Origin of the sequence: Streptomyces hygroscopicus subsp. hygroscopicus, from assembly GCF_030269125.1 — a bacterium.
GTDB classification, from domain to species: domain Bacteria; phylum Actinomycetota; class Actinomycetes; order Streptomycetales; family Streptomycetaceae; genus Streptomyces; species Streptomyces hygroscopicus_C.
This window is the reverse complement of sequence record NZ_BSSM01000010.1, coordinates 160,272-178,812: the sequence shown is the minus strand read 5'-3', so window position 1 is coordinate 178,812 and position 18,541 is coordinate 160,272. Positions and strand designations below refer to the sequence as shown.

The 18,541-nt window shown below is 72.5% G+C and carries 19 protein-coding genes; 7 read left to right on the top strand and 12 right to left on the bottom strand.

Features of this window, described 5'->3' with window-relative positions:
- Positions 1–86: 86 nt before the first annotated feature.
- The 7 genes from QSK45_RS22690 to QSK45_RS22665 form a co-directional block, all read right to left on the bottom strand.
- Positions 87–1,688, bottom strand: a complete 1,602-nt coding sequence (locus QSK45_RS22690; RefSeq protein WP_285559700.1) for a dipeptide ABC transporter ATP-binding protein — start codon at positions 1,686–1,688, stop codon at positions 87–89.
- Positions 1,685–2,683: an ABC transporter permease gene (locus QSK45_RS22685; protein ID WP_285559698.1), complete on the bottom strand. Its 999-nt coding sequence runs from the start codon at positions 2,681–2,683 to the stop codon at positions 1,685–1,687. Before QSK45_RS22685 ends, QSK45_RS22690 begins: the two co-directional genes overlap by 4 nt.
- A complete protein-coding gene (locus QSK45_RS22680; protein ID WP_285559697.1) occupies positions 2,680–3,702 on the bottom strand; it encodes an ABC transporter permease in 1,023 nt (340 codons plus the stop codon). Before QSK45_RS22680 ends, QSK45_RS22685 begins: the two co-directional genes overlap by 4 nt.
- A gap of 4 nt (positions 3,703–3,706) precedes the next feature.
- Entirely contained in the window at positions 3,707–5,425 is a 1,719-nt protein-coding gene (locus tag QSK45_RS22675) for an ABC transporter substrate-binding protein (protein ID WP_285559696.1), read from the bottom strand.
- A gap of 180 nt (positions 5,426–5,605) precedes the next feature.
- Positions 5,606–5,701, bottom strand: coding sequence for an Ms4533A family Cys-rich leader peptide (locus QSK45_RS38595; protein ID WP_395483756.1), 96 nt, complete (start codon positions 5,699–5,701; stop codon positions 5,606–5,608).
- A gap of 56 nt (positions 5,702–5,757) precedes the next feature.
- The gene (locus QSK45_RS22670) at positions 5,758–7,188 is read right to left on the bottom strand and encodes a DUF3152 domain-containing protein (RefSeq protein WP_490993602.1); all 1,431 of its coding nucleotides are present in this window, start codon (positions 7,186–7,188) and stop codon (positions 5,758–5,760) included.
- Between the two features lie 8 nt (positions 7,189–7,196).
- Positions 7,197–8,237: an alpha/beta fold hydrolase gene (locus tag QSK45_RS22665; RefSeq protein ID WP_285559692.1), complete on the bottom strand. Its 1,041-nt coding sequence runs from the start codon at positions 8,235–8,237 to the stop codon at positions 7,197–7,199.
- Between the two features lie 199 nt (positions 8,238–8,436).
- Between QSK45_RS22665 and QSK45_RS22660 the strand changes: the two genes are divergently transcribed.
- The 4 genes from QSK45_RS22660 to QSK45_RS22645 all read left to right on the top strand — a co-directional run bounded on the left by QSK45_RS22660 (position 8,437) and on the right by QSK45_RS22645 (position 10,239).
- Positions 8,437–8,661, top strand: a complete 225-nt coding sequence (locus QSK45_RS22660) for an Rv3202a family protein (protein WP_285559690.1) — start codon at positions 8,437–8,439, stop codon at positions 8,659–8,661.
- A 131-nt stretch (positions 8,662–8,792) separates the two neighbouring features.
- On the top strand, positions 8,793–9,434 hold the full coding sequence (locus QSK45_RS22655) for a TetR/AcrR family transcriptional regulator (protein WP_285559688.1): 642 nt from the start codon (positions 8,793–8,795) through the stop codon (positions 9,432–9,434).
- 141 nt (positions 9,435–9,575) lie between these two features.
- Positions 9,576–9,803 carry a DUF3107 domain-containing protein gene (locus tag QSK45_RS22650; RefSeq protein ID WP_285559686.1) on the top strand — a complete coding sequence of 76 codons (228 nt, stop codon included), beginning with the start codon at positions 9,576–9,578 and terminating at the stop codon, positions 9,801–9,803.
- 172 nt (positions 9,804–9,975) lie between these two features.
- Entirely contained in the window at positions 9,976–10,239 is a 264-nt protein-coding gene (locus QSK45_RS22645) for a hypothetical protein (RefSeq protein WP_285559683.1), read from the top strand.
- A gap of 105 nt (positions 10,240–10,344) precedes the next feature.
- On the opposite strand, the gene QSK45_RS22640 is transcribed toward QSK45_RS22645, so the two are convergent.
- Positions 10,345–11,088, bottom strand: coding sequence for a ferritin-like fold-containing protein (locus QSK45_RS22640; RefSeq protein ID WP_285559681.1), 744 nt, complete (start codon positions 11,086–11,088; stop codon positions 10,345–10,347).
- A 504-nt stretch (positions 11,089–11,592) separates the two neighbouring features.
- Between QSK45_RS22640 and QSK45_RS22635 the strand changes: the two genes are divergently transcribed.
- On the top strand, positions 11,593–13,830 hold the full coding sequence (locus tag QSK45_RS22635) for a DEAD/DEAH box helicase (protein ID WP_285559678.1): 2,238 nt from the start codon (positions 11,593–11,595) through the stop codon (positions 13,828–13,830).
- A 130-nt stretch (positions 13,831–13,960) separates the two neighbouring features.
- Positions 13,961–14,860: an alpha/beta fold hydrolase gene (locus QSK45_RS22630; protein WP_285559676.1), complete on the top strand. Its 900-nt coding sequence runs from the start codon at positions 13,961–13,963 to the stop codon at positions 14,858–14,860.
- Here the strand turns inward: QSK45_RS22630 and QSK45_RS22625 are convergent.
- Positions 14,857–15,762, bottom strand: coding sequence for an NYN domain-containing protein (locus tag QSK45_RS22625; RefSeq protein ID WP_285559675.1), 906 nt, complete (start codon positions 15,760–15,762; stop codon positions 14,857–14,859). The genes QSK45_RS22630 and QSK45_RS22625 overlap by 4 nt on opposite strands.
- A gap of 226 nt (positions 15,763–15,988) precedes the next feature.
- Here QSK45_RS22625 and QSK45_RS22620 point away from each other — a divergent pair, with 226 nt between their 5' ends.
- Positions 15,989–16,141, top strand: coding sequence for a DUF8834 family protein (locus QSK45_RS22620; RefSeq protein WP_086805833.1), 153 nt, complete (start codon positions 15,989–15,991; stop codon positions 16,139–16,141).
- A gap of 96 nt (positions 16,142–16,237) precedes the next feature.
- Here QSK45_RS22620 and QSK45_RS22615 read toward each other — a convergent pair whose 3' ends face one another.
- The 3 genes from QSK45_RS22615 to QSK45_RS22605 all read right to left on the bottom strand — a co-directional run bounded on the left by QSK45_RS22615 (position 16,238) and on the right by QSK45_RS22605 (position 18,531).
- The gene (locus QSK45_RS22615) at positions 16,238–16,843 is read right to left on the bottom strand and encodes a MarC family protein (protein ID WP_285559669.1); all 606 of its coding nucleotides are present in this window, start codon (positions 16,841–16,843) and stop codon (positions 16,238–16,240) included.
- A gap of 72 nt (positions 16,844–16,915) precedes the next feature.
- Entirely contained in the window at positions 16,916–17,773 is an 858-nt protein-coding gene (locus QSK45_RS22610) for a PHP domain-containing protein (RefSeq protein ID WP_285559667.1), read from the bottom strand.
- A gap of 116 nt (positions 17,774–17,889) precedes the next feature.
- Positions 17,890–18,531 carry a DUF6758 family protein gene (locus QSK45_RS22605; protein ID WP_285559665.1) on the bottom strand — a complete coding sequence of 214 codons (642 nt, stop codon included), beginning with the start codon at positions 18,529–18,531 and terminating at the stop codon, positions 17,890–17,892.
- Positions 18,532–18,541 lie beyond the last annotated feature (10 nt).

Genomic DNA, 18,541 nt, shown 5'->3' with positions numbered 1-18,541 from the left:
CCCGCGTTTTGTCGCGCTAGGCGGTCACGCGGGCACGAAACGTCACGCCGGGCCCGGACGCCCGGCGCGCCGTCACCGGCGTGCCGTCACGCCGCCGCCGGTTCGCCGCGCGCGGCCCGGCGCCGGGCCGCCAGTTCCGGGTCGAGGGCGGGTACGGCGGCCAGCAGCTGCCGGGTGTACGCCTCGCGCGGGCTGTCGTAGACCTCGTCGGCGGGGCCGTACTCGACCAGCCGGCCCCGGCGCATCACCGCGAGCCGGTCGCTGACCTGGCGGACGACGGCGAGGTCGTGCGCGATGAAGACCAGCGCGAGGCCGAGTTCCCGTTGCAGCTCGCCGAGCAGGGCGACCACCTGGGCCTGGGTGGTGACGTCGAGCGCGGAGACGGGCTCGTCGCAGACGATGACGCGCGGGTCGGCGGCGAGCGCGCGGGCGATGCCGATGCGCTGGCGCTGGCCCCCGCTGAACTCGTGCGGGTAGCGGTCGTGGTGCGCCCCTTCGAGCCCCACGCGCTCCAGCAGCTCCGTCACGCGCGCCCGGATCCGCTCCTCGGCACCCTCGCCCCTCTCGCCCCGTGCGCGCAGCGGGTCGGCGATGGACTCGCCCACGCTGCGGCGGGGGTTGAGGGAGGAGACGGGGTCCTGGAAGACCATCTGGACGGCCGGGTTCACGCCGGTGTGCGGCTCGCCCGCGTAACGGATGCCGCCCGCGGTGGGCTCCAGGAGGCCGACCAGCATCCGGCCGAGCGTGGTCTTGCCGCTGCCGCTCTCGCCGACGACGCCGAGGGTCTCGCCCCGGCGCACGGTCAGCGAGACGTCGTCCACGGCCGCGAACGCCCGCTTGCCGCGCCCGAACTCGCGCCGCAGGCCGGTGGCCTCCAACACGATCTCGTCGGTGGCCGGGGAGCCGGTGCGGCGGGCGTCCACACGGGGGACGGCGTCGAGGAGTTCCCGCGTGTACGGCTCCCGGGGCGCCGCGAGGACCGTGCCGACCGGGCCGTGCTCGACGGCCCTGCCGTGCCGCATGACCAGCACCTCGTCCACGCTCTCCGCGGCCACGCCCACGTCGTGGGTGACCAGCAGCAGCCCCATGCCCGTCTCGGTGCGCAGGGTGTGCAGCAGGTCGAGGATCTGGGCCTGGACGGTGACGTCGAGCGCGGTGGTCGGCTCGTCGGCGATCAGCAGGTCGGGTTCGCAGGCCAGCGCCATGGCGATGAGCGCGCGCTGGCGCATGCCGCCGCTGAACTCGTGCGGCCGGGAACGGGCGCGCCGGGCGGCGTCCGGGATTCCCACGCGGTCCAGCACCTCGACGGCCCGCGCGCGGGCGGCCCGGCGCGAGGCGCGGGTGTGCACCCGGTACACCTCGGCGATCTGGTCGCCGATGGCGTAGTAGGGGTCGAGCGAGGACAGCGGGTCCTGGAAGACCATGGCGGCCTTGGCGCCGCGCAGCCGCCGCAGCTCCTGCTCGGTGGCCTCCTGGACGTCGGTGCCGGCCACGCGGACGGTGCCGCCGACCCGGGCCCCGGTGCCGCGGTGCAGACCCAGCAGGGCGCCCGCGACGGTGGACTTCCCGGAGCCGGACTCGCCGACCAGGGCCAGGGCGGCGCCCTTGTCCAGGTCGAAGGAGAGTCCGTCGACGGCCCGCAGGGAGCCGAACCCCACGGTCAGGTCGGTCACTTCCACCAGGCTCATGCGAGCACCACCCGTCGGTCGGCCACCGCGTACAGGACGTCCGCGACGGCGTTGGCGAGCACCACGAAGAACGCGATGACGAGGACCATGCCGACGACCACCGGCAGGTCGACCACCTTGACCGCGTGCACCAGTTCCTGGCCGATGCCGGGCAGGCCGAACAGGGTCTCGGTGAGGACGGCGCCGCCGACCGCGGAGCCGACGTTGTTGGCGTTGAGCGCGATGACCGGGGCGAACGCGCCGCGCAGCGCGTGCCGCCCGACGATGGCCCGCTCGCCGACGCCGTACGCCCGGAAGGTGCGCACGTGGTCCTCGGCGAGGGTCTCCAGCATCGCGGCGCGGGTCAGCCGGGCGAAGGTCGCGGCCTCGATCAGGGCCAGCGACAGCCAGGGCAGCAGCAGGTTCCAGGCCCATTGTTCGGGGTCGTCGGTGAAGGCGACGTACTGCGGGAAGGGCAGCAGCTGGAGTTCGCCGCAGACGACGATCATCAGCACCAGGCCGATGACGAACACGGGTGTGGCCGTGCCCGCGAGGGTGATCGCGGTGAGCACCCGCTCGGAGACGCGACCGCGCCGCCAGGCGGAGAGGACGCCGGTGCCGACGCCGAGGGCGAGCCACAGCACCATGGCGCCGAGGACCAGCGACAGGCTGACGGGCAGCTTGCCCAGGATGATGTCCAGCACCTGCTGCCCGGTCTGGTACGACTGCCCGAGGCAGGGCGCCGCGCAGTGTTCCACCGAGGTGCCGGTGGAGAAGTCCTGGCCGGCGAACAGGCCCTGGAGGAAGTGCCAGTAGCGCACATAGAGGGGATCGCCGAGGTGCAGTTGCGCGGCGACCTGGCGCACCTGTTCCGGCGAGCAGCGCGGGCCGCAGGTGATCTGGGCCACGTCGCCGGGGGTGACGTAGAAGACGACGTAGACGATGACCGAGATGGCGAGCAGGGTGATCACCGTGCCCACGGCCCGGCGCAGCAGGAATCCGCCGAAGCCGCTCATGCGGTCGCCTCCTTCGTACCGGCGTCCTCGCGCGCGTTCCTGTCCTCGCGGCCGGTGCCGACCCGCAGCCGGGAGGCGGCGCGCGGGTCGAGGGCGGTGCGCACGCCGTCGCCCAGCACGGTGAGGGCGAGGACGGTGACGAACAGGGCGCCGGCCGGCAGCAGCAGGTACTGCGGCGCGGCCTGGTACCAGACGTCGGCGGACGTGAGCATCTGTCCCCAGGAGGGCGTGGGCGGCTTGACGCCCACGCCGAGGAAGGACAGGGCCGCCTCCACCGAGATGTTCATGGGGACGAGGAGGGCCGCGTAGGTGATGACCGGCGCGGCGAGTCCGGGCAGCAGCTCCCGGCGGGCGATCCGCCAGGTCCCCCAGCCGCTGAGCCGGGCGGCCGAGACGTAGTCCAGCCCCTTCATGGAGAGGGTCTGCGCGCGCACGATCTTCGCGATGCTGCCCCAGGCGATCAGGCCGATGACGAGGGTGACCAGGACGGGCCGCGGGAAGTTCGCCGGGACGACCGCCAGCAGGGCCAGCGACATGATCATCAGCGGCATGGCGACGATGATGTCCGTGAGCCTGCTCAACAGTTGATCGACCCATTGACTGCCGAGCGCGGCGGCCACGCCGACGACGACTCCGATGACGACCTGGATGACGGTGGCGGCCAGGGCGACCCCGAGCGAGACCCGGGCGCCGTACACCAGGCGGGCGAACAGGTCGCGGCCGGTCTGGGGTTCGACGCCCAGCCAGTGCTCGGCGCCGACGCCGCCGAGCGGGCCGACCGGCACACCGCCGCGCGCCGAGTCGATCAGGGACGGGTGGTAGGTGGTGGGGTCCTGGCCCTCCAGCGCGGTGAGCAGCGGCGCGGCGAGCGCGACCAGGACGAGCAGCGCGACGACGGCCGCGGCGACCAGGGCGGCGCGCTGCGCCCGCAGCCGCCGCCAGAACCGACGGGCCCCCGGGGCCGCCGGGACGGGGATGCCCGTCCCGGCGGCCTCGACGGCGAGGGGTGACTCGGTCACGGCGTCACTTCACCGCGACCTGGGAGATGTCCAGTACGCCGGTCCAGTCGCTGATGACGATGTTGCGGACGTCCTTGCCGACGAGGCGCTTGTAGACCGGGTGGAACAGCGGCACCACGAGGGCCTTGCCGCCGATCTTCTTGTCCAGGGCGCCCCAGCGCTTGGCGGCCGCGTCGAGGTCGGTCAACTTGTTGATCGAGTCAATCTCGTCGTTGACCGACTTGTCGTCGAGCCGGCTCGCGTTGAAGTTCGCGCCGTCCTTGACGATCTGCCGGCCGTCGAAGATCGGGGCGAGGAAGGGACCGCCGGAGGGCCAGTCGGCGCCCCAGCCGGCGAGGAAGAAGCCGGGCTCGGTCTTCACGCTGTGGACGGTGTCCCGGTAGTCGTTGTCCTCCAGGCCCTGGAGCCTGACCGTGATGCCCGCCTTCTTGAGGGCGTCCTGGAGGGCGGTGGCGATCTCCGGGCTGGTCGCGAAGTCCTTGGCGTTGGAGTGCGTCAGGGTGACGGTGAGGCCGTTCTTGTAACCGGCCTGTGCCAGCAGCTTTTCGGCCTTGGCCGCGTTGCCGGACGCGCCCGCCGGGAAGGGGTCGTACGGCGTGTACCCGAAGGACTTCTGGTTCGGCAGGAAGGTCGTGGCGGGCTCGGCGAGGGCGCTGCCGCCGGCCGCGTTGACCACCGAGGAGCGGTCGACGGCGTAGGCGATGGCCTCGCGCACCTTGGGGTTGTCGAACGGCTTCACGGTCGGGTTGAACGCGATGTAGTTCGTGTAGCCGAAGTGGCCGGTGCCCACGCGCGCGGCCAGTTCCTTGTCGCCGGTCACCTTGGCGAGTTCGGCCGGTCCGAGGTTGGTGTCCGTGGTGACGGCGGCGGCGTCCGCACCCTGGGACGCGGACAGCCGCTGGTTGATCACCGAGGAGTCGAGGCCGGAGCGGACGTCGATGGTGTCCGGGTAGGCCTTGCGCTGGTCGTCGGTGGCCGCGGACCAGTTCGGGTTGCGCCTGAGCAGCACGTGCTCGCCGTCGTTCTCGTTCTTGACGACCTCGTAGGGGCCGGACGAGACCGGGTGCTCCTCGTACTTGGTGCCGGTGTCCTTGGCCTTGGGGACCGGCGCGAACTGCGTCTGGGTGGCCAGGAACGGGAACTCGCCCTCGGGCTTGTCCAGATGGAAGACGATGGTCCGCTCGTCCGGCGTCTCGATCGCCGCGAGGCCCTTCTTGTCCTTGTACGGCCCCTGGTAGCCGGCCGCGCCGACCAGCCAGTCGCGCAGGTAGGGCGCGCCACCGGAGAGTTCGGGGGCGAAGGAGCGCTCGATGCCGTACTTGATGTCGGCCGAGGTGATCGGAGTGCCGTCCTCGTACTTCAGGCCCTTCTTCAGGGTGTACGTCCACACGGTCGCGTCCTTGTTGGGACGCCCCGTGTCGGTGGCGAGGTCGGGCACCACCTTGGCGCCGGCCGCGCCGGCCGCCCGGTTGCGCGTGGTCAGGGTGCGGAAGACCAGCGAAGGGACGTTTCCGCCGCCGGAGGTGTAGAGGCGCGCGGGGTCGAAGTCGGTCTGCGGCTCGGAGTTCAGAACCGTCAGCGTGCCGCCCTTGTGGGGCGTGGAGTCGCCACCGGAGCCCTTCGCACCGCTGTCCTTCGGACCGCAGGCGGCGGCGCCCGCGGCCACGACCAGGCTGACGGATGCCGCGGCCACGCGGCGCGCTATGACGGACGGTTGACGCATCGGAATGACGACCTCTCGGGGATGGTTCGAGGGTTTCTCGAAGAGTGAGACAAGTGGACGAGGAGTGAGACGTCCATGGACAGACGTCGGCCCCGGCGTCGGGTCGTCGAAAAATCCGTGACCGGGGTCACGGACGGAGAGGAAGGAGAAAGGTCGCGACGCGAACGCCAGGGGGCGGCGTCAGCGACAGTGGATGTCGGCCACGCAGAGCGCGGTCACGCCGATCAGCGCCAGCTCGATGGCGGCGCTGCAGGAGGCGGCATGACTAGACCACATGCGCAGAAATATGAACGAACTCGCGGCTCATGTCAATGTGACATAAGGACAGGTCGTCAACTCCTGGGATATGGCCAGGCGTTGGGCAGGCAGTGGATGCCGTCATGGTCGAGGAACTTGGTCTGCTGCTGCATCACCGGCGCGAGTTCGCCGTCCTTCTCGCAGGTGACGTGATTGTGGCCGAGCCGGTGGCCGACTTCGTGGTTGATCAGCATCTGCCGGTACATGTGGATCTTGTCGCCGTATGTCCTGCTCCCCTGGGCCCACCGGTACGCGTTGATCATCACGCGCTGGGTGGCGGCCGAGTCGCAGGAGACGTTGTCCTCCGTGGTGTCCAGGCCGGACTTGGCGCACCAGGTGGCGGTGGTGCCGGGGCTGGCCAGGGTGATCACGAAGTCGGGCTTGCCGGAGGAGATCCGTTCGAAGGTGCGGGTGCCGCCGTGCCCCCAACTGCGGTCGTCGTTCAGCGTCTTCTGCACGGCCTCGGCGAACAGGACGCCGTCCAGGCCGAGCCCCTGCTCGATGTCGACCCGGTAGCGGTACTTCTGGCCGGTGCCGGGCGCCTTGTCGAAGCCGGGGACGGTGTCGAACTTCCCGGACGCCTTCAGGGTGGCGCCCAGCGGGTACGTGCGGTCAATCTTCTGCTCGTACGTCAGCGGGACCACGGTCGGCTCCGCGGAGGGTGCGGTGCTCGTGCCGGCGCCCCGGTCCGGCGCGGACCGCCCCGTCTCGGCGGCGCCGTCCCGCCCCTCGGTCACCTGTCCGGCGACGACCACCGCGAGCACGGTGGTGACGGCGGCCGCGGCGATGCCGGTGAAGGCCCGCCCCTTGCCACCGCGCTGCGCGGGCACCGGCGTCCCGTCGGCACCGGCGCCGGCCGGCTCCGCCCCGGGCCCCGGCTCGCGCCTCGGTCCCGGCTCCTCGGCCGGCCGCTCCTTCGTGCGGACGCCCCCGGGCCTGCCGTTACCGCCGTCGAAGGCGTCCAGGTAGTCCTGTCGCGGCCCGCGCCCGGCACCCCCGTCCGGCCCCGCCTGCCGCTGCCGGGGCAGCACCATCCCCTCCGCCCCGGTCGCGGACCCGGTCCGCGCCCGCAACTCCCCCCAGCCGCCCCCGGGTTCACGCTGCTCGGGGTGCCCACCACGGGCGGCGGCCCCGCCGGGGACACGCGGTACGCCGTGCGCGGGCGTTCCGTCGGGATACCTCGGAACGCCACGGGCGGGCGTGCCGTCGGGCATCCGCGGCACACCACGATCCGGAGCACCGCCGGGTATCCGCGGCACACCACGATCCGGAGCCCCCTCAGGCATCGGCGCACCACGAGCCGGAATCCCCTCGGCCATCCGCGGCGCGCCCTGCTCCGGAGTCCCGTCCGGAAGTCTCGGCGCCCCTCGGCCGGGCGAGCCCCGCTCATCCTGCGCCGCTATCTCCGGACCCGCGTCCCGCGCTGCGGCCGGCTTGGCCGGTCCTCGGCGACTGTGGCGTCCCACGGTGTGCTTCAGCTCCCCGATCGCGTACCGTCGGCGGCTTCGCGGCCGCCCGAGTCCTTGCCGTCACCGCTGCCGTCGCCGTCGTCGCCGTCGTCGGCCCTGGTCTGCGCCAGCAGCTCCCGGAAGGCCCGCGCCACCACGTCCGGGTACTCCATCATCGCCACGTGGCCGGCGTCCGGCAGGGACAGCAGCCGGGAGTCGCGGAAGGCACGGGCGGCCTTGTGGGCCATGCGGTAGCCGACGAGCTGGTCCCGGCCGCCATAGACGAGCAGGGTCGGGGCGAGCACCCGCTCGGCCTGCCGCCACAGCCCGTGCTGACCGCCGAGCGTGTACGCGTTCACGATGCCCCGCGCCGAGCGGGCCATCGCGTCCCAGAAGTACGGCAGCTGGAGCCGCCGCTCCAGCTCGTCGACGGCGTACCGGAAGGCCTCCGGGGTCACCCGGCCCGGATCGCCGTAGCAGAGGCCCATGACCCCGCGCACCCGCTGCTCGGCCGTCCACCCCTTGGTGAGCCGGGTGAAGAGGGTGGCGATGCCGGGCACGCCGAGCAGCCCGGTCGGCACCGCGGAGCGCTGGATCCGCAGCTCCGGCAGCGCGGGCGAGACCAGCGTGAGGGTGCGCACCAGGTCGGGGCGTACGGCGGCCACGCGCGTGGCGACGGCGCCGCCGAGCGAGTTGCCGAAGAGGTGGACGGGGCTCGGGCCGGACGCGTCCAGGTAGCGGATGACGGCGCGCGCGTGTCCGGTGATCGAGTAGTCGCCGTCGTCCGGTGGCGGGGAGTCGCCGAAGCCCGGCAGGTCGACCGCCTCGCCGGCCACGACGCCGTCCAGCTCGGCCATCAGCTCCGACCAGTTCTGGGAGGAGCCGCCGAGCCCGTGGACGTACAGGGCGCGCGGCAGGTCCTCGCGCGCGGGCGGCCGGCAGCGGACCGACAGCGTGATCCCCGGCAGGCCCACCGTCCGCAGCCGCTCTCCCTCGCCGACCCGGACGGGCGCCACCCGGGGGAGCACACTGGCGGCCGGCGCGGAGGGCGACTCGGTGGAAGACATGCGGGCAATGTTACGAGGTGATCACACCCGGATTGATGTGTTCGCCGTCACAGAATGAGCCGTTCCATCGGGGGCAACCGGTGGGCGGACGGGCGCGCACGGCATGGCGTCCGAATCGGCCGTCTCCTAGTCTCGTACAGAGGGCACCCGCATGTGGCCCCTGCTGTTCCCAGGGACGTTCGTAGGAAGGGAGCCCATCATGGCCCAGGACCCCACCGAGCCCGACACCATCGAGGAACTGGACGACGACACGGCCCCCGAGGTGGGCGTCGAGGATCCGGTGGTGGACGCCGTCGAGCAGCAGGCCGACATCCGGCCCGAGCACGACGACACCTTGGCGGCGGAGAAGAAGGACCGCGCGAACGAGGCCGATCTGCTCGAACAGGCACGTGTGGTCGCGCTCGACGAGGACGACTACCGCTGATCACCGCGTGACGCGGCTTTCGCCGTCGTCCGCTCCGTGAAATTCTGCGTTCGCACCGCGCACACCACGGTTACCGAAAAGTACGATGGCCGCGCGGTCGACACCGCATGTGGACGACATTGGGAGGCGGCGTGACAGCCATCGAGCAAACAGAGGCGGCGCGCCCGCGCGGCACGCGGCTGCCGCGCCGAGCTCGACGGAACCAGCTGCTGGGCGCGGCCCAGGAGGTCTTCGTCGCACAGGGGTACCACGCAGCGGCGATGGACGACATCGCCGAGCGGGCCGGCGTCAGCAAGCCGGTGCTCTACCAGCACTTCCCGGGCAAGCTCGACCTCTATCTCGCCCTGCTGGACCAGCACTGCGAGGCGCTGATCCAGTCGGTGCGCAGCGCGCTGGCGTCGACGAGCGACAACAAGCAGCGCGTGCGGGCGACCATGGACGCCTACTTCGCCTACGTGGAGGACGACGGCGGCGCCTTCCGGCTGGTCTTCGAGTCGGACCTGACGAACGAGCCCGCGGTGCGCGAGCGCGTCGACAAGGTGACGAACGAATGCGCCGCGGCGATCTGCGACGTCATCGCCGAGGACACCGGCCTCTCGCGCGCGGAGTCCATGCTGCTCGCCTCCGGCCTCGGCGGGCTCGCCCAGGTGGTGGCCCGTTCCTGGCTGCACAGCGATCGCAGCGTGCCGCGCGACCATGCGGTGCAGCTGCTGGCCTCGCTCGCCTGGCGCGGCATCGCGGGCTTCCCGCTGCACGGCAACGAGCAGCACTGAGCCGCGGCACCGCGTTCATTCCCGTGCGCTGTTCGCTGTTGGCGTTCCGGCCGACAGCGTGTACGTCCCCTCACCGGGCTAATGTGTGCTGGTACGGCGCGGAAGATCGCGCACATCACTGACCGTCGGAGGGACAAAGCCGTGGAGGTCAAGATCGGCGTGCAGCACGCGCCCCGCGAGATCGTTCTGGAGAGCGGTCAGAGCGTCGAGGAGGTCGAGCGCCTGGTGTCCGACGCGCTGGCCGGTAAGACGCAGCTGCTGACCCTTCAGGACGAGAAGGGCCGCAAGGTCATGGTGCCGACGGACCGGCTGGCGTACGTGGAACTCGGCGCGCCGACCGTGCGCAAGGTGGGCTTCGGCGCGCTGTGAGCAAGGCCATGGCAAGGGCCCGGCGGCACTCGGCCGCCGGGCCCTTGCGCTGAGCGGTTCGCACACAGGGACGACACAACTCCTCCATAGCGGAGGATTGCAATCCGCAGGTCACGGGTAAGACGGGCTACGACCGTTCAAGGCAGACCGGCCGTGGGAGGGACCCCCCGTCATGATCCTGGAAGCACTCGGCGCCGCCGTGCTCGGTCTCCTGCTCGCCTGGGCGGCGACCACCCGCCTCGCCCACCGCCTCCCGGCCCGCCCCCTGGTCCTCTCGACCGGCGCCGCGGGCGCCCTCCTGGGCGACTTCGTCACCCACAGCGCCCTGGGCTCGGACTTCACGGTGATCCTGTTCCTGGGTGCGGCGATCATCTCCGCCGCATCCCTGTCTCTGCTGCTGCGCCCGTCGAGGGCCCGCCGCTCACTGACGGCGTAGTCCCCCGCCCACGCGCCGGGGCCGAGCGCGGGGGCGCGGCGGACCGCGTCGCACCGGCAGGCGCGCGACCCGCCCGTGACCACTCCCCGCGGAGCGCGCCGTCTCTCAGGCCGCGAGGCCCAGCGCGGCCATCCGCTTCGTGTGGGCCTCCGTGATCCGGGTGAACATCCGGCCCACCTCCGCGAGGTCGAACCCGTCGGCCACCCCGCCCACGAGCATCGTCGACAGCGCGTCCCGGTCCGCCACCACCCGCTGCGACTGCGACAACGCCTCGCCCATGAGCCGGCGCGCCCACAGCGCGAGCCGTCCGCCGACCCGCGGATCGGCGTCGATGGCCGCCCGCACCTTCTCCACCGCGAACTCCGCGTGCCCGGTGTCGTCCAGCACCGCGAGCACCAGCTCCCGCGTGTCGGCGTCGAGCCGCGCCGCCACCTCCCGGTAGAAGTCGCTCGCGATCGAGTCACCGACGTACGCCTTGACCAGGCCCTCCAGCCAGTCCGACGGCGCGGTCTGCCGGTGGAAGCCGTCCAGCGCGGCGACGAACGGGTCCATCGCCGCCGTCGGCTCCTCCCCGATCTCCGTCAGCCGGTCCCGCAGCCGCTCGAAGTGGTGGAACTCGGCCGACGCCATCTTCGCCAGCTCCGCCTTGTCCGCGAGGGTCGGCGCCAGCTTCGCGTCCTCCGCGAGCCGCTCGAACGCGGCGAGCTCTCCGTAGGCGAGCGCCCCGAGCAGGTCCACGACGGCGGCGCGGTAGTGCGGCTCGGCGGCGGCCTGCGCCCAGTCCTGCGCGGCGACACCGGTCGGTACGGGGGCGGCGGACGCGTTCTCAGGCTTGTCAGAGCTAGTCATGAGGCGCACAATAGCCCGCTCGGCGCCCCCGTCGAGCCCCCGGCCGACCACTGTGACCACGACTACGTGACCAAATCGGCCATCGCATGTGCGCGAATCCGGGGTATGGTGGTAATGCGCCTGCTGAGTGCGTCGACGGTGTTCGACGTGTCCCGACAGGGCGCACGCATGAGGATGCCCGGTCGGTGGCCCGATCGGCTCCGACCCGACAGACCTCCGTGGCGTACGGCTCAGTGCGTACGACGACCGGAGGGACACCCTCAGCGGTACGAGCGCTCGAGCGTCGGCAGAGGTCCCGTGCCATACGGCTTGCCTTACCAGGTTCGCCCGTACGGCAGCCGACGTCCCCGGCACGGTCAGTCATGACCCCCGCGCTCGCCTCGCACCGCGCCACACAGAAGAGGCAGCACCCTGACTACGACGTTTCGAGACCTTGGGATCCTCCCCGAGACCGCCGAGGCCCTGGAGGCCGTCGGCATCATCAACCCCTTCCCCATCCAGGAGATGACGCTCCCCGTCGCCCTTTCCGGCACGGACGTCATCGGCCAGGCCAAGACCGGCACCGGCAAGACGCTGGGCTTCGGCCTCCCCCTCCTCGAGCGCGTGACCGTCCCCGCCGACGTCGAGGCCGGACGCGCCGCCCCCGACGAGCTGACCGACACCCCGCAGGCGCTGGTCGTCGTCCCCACCCGCGAACTGTGCACCCAGGTCACCAACGACCTCCAGACGGCCGGCAAGGTCCGTAACGTGCGGGTGCTGGCGATCTACGGCGGCCGGGCCTACGAGCCCCAGGTCGAGGCCCTGAAGAAGGGCGTCGACGTCGTCGTCGGCACCCCGGGCCGCCTGCTCGACCTCGCGGGCCAGAAGAAGCTCAACCTGAAGCACGTCAAGTGCCTGGTCCTGGACGAGGCCGACGAGATGCTCGACCTGGGCTTCCTGCCGGACGTCGAGAAGATCATCGACATGCTCCCGGCCAAGCGCCAGACCATGCTGTTCTCGGCGACCATGCCGGGCGCGGTCATCGGCCTCGCCCGCCGCTACATGTCCCGCCCCACGCACATCCGCGCCACCGCGCCGGACGACGAGGGTGCGACGGTCGCGAACATCAAGCAGTTCGTCTACCGCGGTCACTCCATGGACAAGCCGGAGATGGTCGCGCGCATCCTTCAGGCCGACGGCCGCGGGCTCGCGATGATCTTCTGCCGCACCAAGCGCACGGCCGCCGACATCGCCGAGCAGTTGCAGCGCCGCGGGTTCGCCTCCGGCGCGGTCCACGGCGACCTCGGCCAGGGCGCCCGCGAGCAGGCGCTGCGCGCGTTCCGCAACGGCAAGGTGGACGTGCTCGTCTGCACCGACGTGGCCGCGCGCGGCATCGACGTCGAGGGCGTCACCCACGTCATCAACTACCAGTCCCCCGAGGACGAGAAGACGTACCTGCACCGCGTCGGCCGCACCGGCCGCGCGGGCGCCAAGGGTACGGCGATCACGTTCGTGGACTGGGACGACATCCCGCGCTGGCAGCTGATCAACAAGGCGCTGGAGCTGGACTTCAACGACCCGGTGGAGACGTACTCCACGTCCCCCCACCTGTTCTCCGACCTCGGCATCCCCGAGGGCACCAAGGGCATCCTGCCGCGCTCGGAGCGCACCCGTGCCGGTCTGGACGCGGAGGTGCTGGAGGACCTGGGCGAGACCGGCGGACGCGGCGCCCGCGGCCGTGACCGCGGCCGCGGTGGCCGCCACGACCGCCACGACCGCCACGACCGTGCCGAGTCCCACGCCGCCGAGCGCGAGCGTCCGGCGCGCACCCCGCGCCGTCGCCGCCGTACCCGGGGCGGCGCCCCGCTGGACGCGGCCCCGCAGGCGCCGGCCGCCGAGACCTCGTCCGTGGAGGAGCCGACGCGCACCCCGCGCCGTCGCCGTCGCACCCGGGGCGGCGCGCAGGCGCCCGCCGCGGTGACGCCGACCGCGGAGGCGACCGCCGAGGCGCCGCGGGAGGCCGCGGTGACCGCTCCGGCCCCCGCCGAGGCGGAGGCCACGGAGGTCGTGGAGACGCCGCGCCGCCGCCGTACCCGCAAGACCGCGCAGCCCGTGGCGGCGGAGGCCGTGGAGACCGCCGTCGTGGACACCCCGGCCCCGGCCGTCGTCGCGGAACCCGCGCCCGCGGCGGAGGCCAAGCCGCGCCGTCGCACCCGTAAGGCGGCCGAGCCGGTCGCCGAGGCCGCCGCCGCGGACACGGCGGAGGCCGCGGAGGTCAAGCCGCGCCGCACCCGCAAGGCCGCCGAGGCCCCGGCGGTCGCCGCCGAGCCCGTGGCGGAGAACCCGGCCGCGGAGCCCAAGGCGCGCCGCACGCGCAAGGCGACCGTCACCGAGGCGGACGCGGCCGAGGCCGAGGCCAAGCCGCGCCGCACCCGCAAGACGGCCGCCGCCAAGCCGGAGACCGAGGCCGCCGAGACCGAGGCCAAGCCCCGCCGCACCCGCAAGACCGCGGCGAGCGCCGAGGCCGCGGAGGTCACCACGGAGGTCACCGAAGCCGCGGAGACCAAGCCGCGCCGCACCCGCAAGGCCGCCGAGGCCACCGCCGACGGCGCCGAGCCGGCCGCTCCGAAGGCGCGGCGGACCCGCAAGGCCGCCGCCGGGACGGCCACCGCGGAGATCCCGGCGCAGGCCACCGGCGAGCCGGAGGCCAAGCCACGCCGCGCCCGCAAGGCGACGGCGGCCGCGGAGGCCCCGGAAGCCTGATCCGGCGCCGCCCGCGCGGCGGCACCGCAGCCCGATGACGGCCCGGTTCACCTCGGTGAACCGGGCCGTCGGCGTTCCCCGCCGACGCCCCTCCCCGCTCGGAGCCCGCCTGTCCCGTTAACCTCTCTCCATGAGCAGGCCCGACACCTTCGTCCCGCCCCCCGGAGCCCGCGCGTACACGCTGCGCACCGCGCGCGGGGAGTTCGCCGTCGTCGACGCCCCGGTGGCCGAGGGGGTCGAGGCGAAGGGGATCGTCCTGCTGCTGCCCGGGTTCACCGGCAGCAAGGAGGACTTCAACCCGCTGCACGTGCCGCTGGCCGCGCGCGGGTACCGGACCGTGGCCGTGGACGGGCGGGGGCAGTTCGAGTCGGACGGCCCCGAGGGTGACGAATCGGCTTACGTGCAGGCCGAGTTGGCGGCGGACGTGCTGGCGCAGGTCGAGGCGGTCGGCGCGCCGGTGCATCTGCTGGGGCACTCCTTCGGCGGTCAGGTCGCCCGCGCGGCCGTGCTCCTGGACCACTCGCCCTTCCGGTCGCTGACCCTGATGGCGTCGGGGCCCGCGCAGATCTCCGAGCCCCAGCAGGAACGCGTACGGCTGCTGCGGGACACGCTCGCCGTGCTGACCATGGCGCAGGTGTGGGAGGCGATGCGGGAGATGGAGCCGCCCGAGCAGACCGGGACGACCGCGCCGGGCGACGCCCCGGACATCCAGGAGCACCTGCGGCTCCGCTGGATGGGCACCAAGCCCGCGCAGCTCCTCGCCGCCGGGCGCCAGTTGTGCGTGGAGCCGGACCGGGTCGCGGAGCTGGCCGCCCTGCCGCTGCCGTTCCACGTCGTGTCGGGCTCCTGGGACGACACCTGGCCGGTGCCCCTGCTGGACGACATGGCGACACGGCTCGGCGCGCGCCGGACGGTCATCGACGGCACCGAGCACTCCCCCAACACCGAGCGCCCGCTGGAGACGGCCCGCGCCCTCGCCGATTTCTGGCACGAGACCGACGGGACCGGGGCGGACGGGGAGAGCCGCTAGTACTGCGCCTGCAAGTGGTCCCAGAACCCGTCCCTGAGGGCCCGGCGCAGATCCGCCTGGCCGCGCAGCGAGTACTGGAGCAGGCCCTCGGCCTCGACCAGGAGGTCCTGGTCGACGGAGCCGGGCAGGTACGGATGGCCGGGCAGCAGCTCGACCAGGGCGTCGCGGCCCCGGGAGGCCAGCCACTTCGCCGCGATCTGGGCGCCGACGAAGCGGACGTCCTCGCGGGTGGGCCGGGCACCGGCGCCGGCCTCGTAGGCGGCGGCCGTGCGCCTGGAGACGTACGGCTTGAAGAACTCCAGGTCCAGGGTGCGCTGGCTGTCCACCTCCCAGAGCAGGGGTTCGGCCTGGTTGCGGCCCTCGGGCGCCTCGATGCCCCACAGGTGGACGCGGGCGCCGTAGCCCTGGGCGGCCTCGACCGCGGAGACCAGGTCCTCGTCGCCGCCGAGCAGGGCCGCGTCGCTGATGGCGCGGTGCCGGGCCAGCGACTCCAGATCCGTGCGGATCAGCGAGTCGACGCCCTTCTGCTGGTTGTTGGCGTTGAGGTTGCCGAGGCGGACCTTGACGTCGGGGAGTTCGGCGATGGACTGCTGCTCGGCGGTGTGGATGCGGCGCCGGGCGCCGTCGTACCAGTAGACGCGCAGCAGCCGGCTGTCCGCGAAGACGGTGCGGGCGCGGTCGATCAGCGCGTCGATCAGTCCCTCGGCGTCGACGTCGAAGGCCCGGCGGTCCTCCGTCCCGGCGACCAGTCGGCCCGCGGCCGCGTAGAGATACCCGGCGTCCACGAAGATCGCGTGGGTCGAGGGTGTCTTCGCCACCTCGGCGAGCATGCGTTCGAGTAGCTCGTTCGTACGGTCGATGCGGGTGGCGAGGTGCGCCAGGTCGTCGTTCATCACCTCCATTCTCCTCGCCGTCACACTGCGAACACAACCGGTCCCGGTCAGTCTCGGGTGCTCTCTCTCGGTCACCAGCGGTTACTTACCGGTCAGTAATTAGGCGTTCGAAAAATTTCTTTAGCGTAGGGAATGTTTGTAACACGCGGCAGGTTGACTCAGTACGACGCGGGATACACATCCGGCGCACCAAGTAGTTCTCCGCAGGAGGATGACCAGACGAAGGGAGAAGCCTGTGCGCTTCGAGATCATGCGACTCGACGAGGTCGACGGCACCACCGTGGACAGCACCGTCGTGGACGCCGCCTCCGTCAATCGGATCGTGCAGCAGGCCGCCGCCGTGGGACAGCGCCTGTGGATCCGTCCGGCCGAGACCCCGGCCTCGTAACGGGTTCCCGCTCACACTTTCCAGGGGAGCCGGACCGCACCGAAGCGGTCCGGCTCCCCTGGATCGTCTGAGCGCCGGCGCCGAAGCACGGGAGCCTCAGCTCCCCCGGATCACCTGGCTGATCCCGTTGATGATCTGCTGCACCGCGATCGCGGAGAGCATCATGCCCGCGAGCCGTGTCACCAGGACCACGCCGCCGTCCTTGATGACCCGGATGATCAGCAGCGAATAGCGCATCACCAGCCACAGCACCACATGGATCGCGAGGATCGCGATCCACACGGACATCTGCGTGCTCACGCTGCCGGCCCTCTGCACGGCCAGGATGACGGACACGATCGCGCCGGGCCCCGCGAGCAGCGGCATGCCGAGCGGCACGAGGGCCACGTTGACGTCCTTGGTGGCCTTCGGCTCGTCGTTCTTGCCGGTGAGCAGGTCGAGCGCGATGAGCAGGAGCAGCAGTCCGCCCGCGATCATCAGGGCGGGCACGGACACGTGCAGGTAGTCGAGGATCTGCTGTCCGAGGACGCCGAAGACGGCGATGACCCCGAACGCGACGCAGACGGCCTGGAAGGCCATCCGCTTCTGCACCTTCGCCGGCCGGCCCGCCGTCAGGGCGAGGAAGATCGGGGTGATCCCAGGGGGATCCATGATGACAAAAAGGGTCAGGAACAGAGAGCCGAAGACGGCGATGTCGAACATGGGGGAAGTACTGGCCTTGCTGAAAGAAGAAGAACTGAGGTGTGGGCGCGCGTCGGCTGCGAGGGGGCGGCCTCAGGCTCCGCCGGCCCCCGGGACCGGGAACGCGCCGGTCGCCCGGCGGGTGATCTCCCCGTACACCTCGGGGTCGGTGGTGTAGGCACCGAGCGCGACGGTCTTGCGGCTGCCGTGGTAGTCCGAGGAGCCGGTGACCAGCAGTCCGAGGTCCTTCGCCAGGCCGCGCAGCCGCTCCCTGGCCTCCGCGTCGTGGTCCATGTGGTCGACCTCGATGCCGTCCAGGCCGGCCGCGGCCATCTCGGCGATCGCGGACTCGGGGACCGTACGACCCCGCTTGGCGGCGGCCGGGTGCGCGAACACGCAGACCCCGCCCGCGGTCTTGACCAGCCGGATCGCCTCGAAGGGATCGGTCTCGTGCTTCGCCACGTAGGCGCGGCCGCCGTCGGCGAGCCACTCCTCGGTGAACGCGTCGCTCACCGTCTCCACCACGCCCAGCTCGACCAGCGCGGAGGCGACGTGCGGGCGCCCCACGGAGCCGCCGGCGGCGATCCGCTCGACCTGCTCCCAGGTGACCGGCACGCCCAGCTCGTTCAGCTTGGCGACCATGCCCTTGGCCCGCGGCACCCGGTCGTCCCGGACCAGTTCGCGCTCGGCGAGCAGGGCGGGCTCCTCGGGGTCGAAGAGGTAGGCCAGCATGTGCATCGAGACGCCGTCGACACGGCAGGACAGTTCGGCGCCCGGGACCAGGGTGAGCCCGGCGGGCAGCGCGGCGATGGCCTCGGCGTACCCGCGGGTGGTGTCGTGGTCGGTCAGCGCGACGACGTCCAGGCCGGCCGCGGCGGCGTTGCGCATCAGCTCGGCCGGGGTGTCCGTGCCGTCGGACGCCGTGGAGTGACAGTGCAGATCGATGCGCACGGTGACTCCAGACGGGCCCGGGACGGAAGAGGACACCTCAGGATAACCGGCCCGGACACCCCCTTTGTCACGACCGCTCCCTGGGTACGCCCCCTACAGGACCTCCCGCGCGCCCCCTACGGGCGCAGCAGCCGGGGCGACAGCGCCCCGTAGGGGACCAGGTCCAGCTCCGCGCCGGCGTCGCGCAGGTCGGTCAGGACCAGCTCGTCGTACAGCAGCAGCCCCGCCTGCTCGGGCCAGATCACCGCCCACAGCCACATGCCGAGCGCCTCGCCGGCGAAGACGGCACGGTCGTCGGGGGTGCGGTAGACGTGCCAGAGCGGCGTGGGGCGACCGGCGGCGAGCACCTTGGTCTGCGGCGGCTTCTCGACGTTCATGTACGGCCCCGGGTCCGGGCCGTCGAGCCCCGCGTAGCGCGCCCCGAGGCCGACGCCCATCTCCTCGGCGACCAGGATCAGCTCCCCGGGGCCGCCGAGCGGGCCGGGCCCGGAGCAGGCGACGGCGGTCGCGCGGCCGCCGCTGCGGTCGTCGCCCGCGTAGGCCGCCCCGGTGAAGAGCCAGCCGACCGGCAGCGGCCACGGCATCCACAGCGGAACGTGCGTGCGGTGCACCACGGCACCGAGGGCCTCGACGCTGGGCGGGATCACGGGCTGCAACGGAAACACCGCCCCGTGCACATCGCACTGCCACGTGTCGGCGAAGAGACCGGGAGCCCTGACCCGGCCACCACATCGCGGGCAACTGGGTTCGCCCCTCATAGGGCCCCAC

Bases quoted from the DNA above. Each gene is read 5' to 3' on its own strand.
- QSK45_RS22675 (WP_285559696.1), bottom strand. From the start codon at position 5,425: ATGCGTCAACCGTCCGTCATAGCGCGCCGCGTGGCCGCGGCATCCGTC.
- QSK45_RS22660 (WP_285559690.1), top strand. From the start codon at position 8,437: ATGGCCCAGGACCCCACCGAGCCCGACACCATCGAGGAACTGGACGAC.
- QSK45_RS22605 (WP_285559665.1), bottom strand. From the start codon at position 18,531: ATGAGGGGCGAACCCAGTTGCCCGCGATGTGGTGGCCGGGTCAGGGCT.
- QSK45_RS22665 (WP_285559692.1), bottom strand. From the start codon at position 8,237: ATGTCTTCCACCGAGTCGCCCTCCGCGCCGGCCGCCAGTGTGCTCCCC.
- QSK45_RS22690 (WP_285559700.1), bottom strand. From the start codon at position 1,688: ATGAGCCTGGTGGAAGTGACCGACCTGACCGTGGGGTTCGGCTCCCTG.
- QSK45_RS22685 (WP_285559698.1), bottom strand. From the start codon at position 2,683: ATGAGCGGCTTCGGCGGATTCCTGCTGCGCCGGGCCGTGGGCACGGTG.
- QSK45_RS22615 (WP_285559669.1), bottom strand. From the start codon at position 16,843: ATGTTCGACATCGCCGTCTTCGGCTCTCTGTTCCTGACCCTTTTTGTC.
- QSK45_RS22645 (WP_285559683.1), top strand. From the start codon at position 9,976: ATGATCCTGGAAGCACTCGGCGCCGCCGTGCTCGGTCTCCTGCTCGCC.
- QSK45_RS22640 (WP_285559681.1), bottom strand. From the start codon at position 11,088: ATGACTAGCTCTGACAAGCCTGAGAACGCGTCCGCCGCCCCCGTACCG.
- QSK45_RS22630 (WP_285559676.1), top strand. From the start codon at position 13,961: ATGAGCAGGCCCGACACCTTCGTCCCGCCCCCCGGAGCCCGCGCGTAC.
- QSK45_RS38595 (WP_395483756.1), bottom strand. From the start codon at position 5,701: ATGTGGTCTAGTCATGCCGCCTCCTGCAGCGCCGCCATCGAGCTGGCG.
- QSK45_RS22625 (WP_285559675.1), bottom strand. From the start codon at position 15,762: ATGGAGGTGATGAACGACGACCTGGCGCACCTCGCCACCCGCATCGAC.
- QSK45_RS22635 (WP_285559678.1), top strand. From the start codon at position 11,593: ATGACGCTCCCCGTCGCCCTTTCCGGCACGGACGTCATCGGCCAGGCC.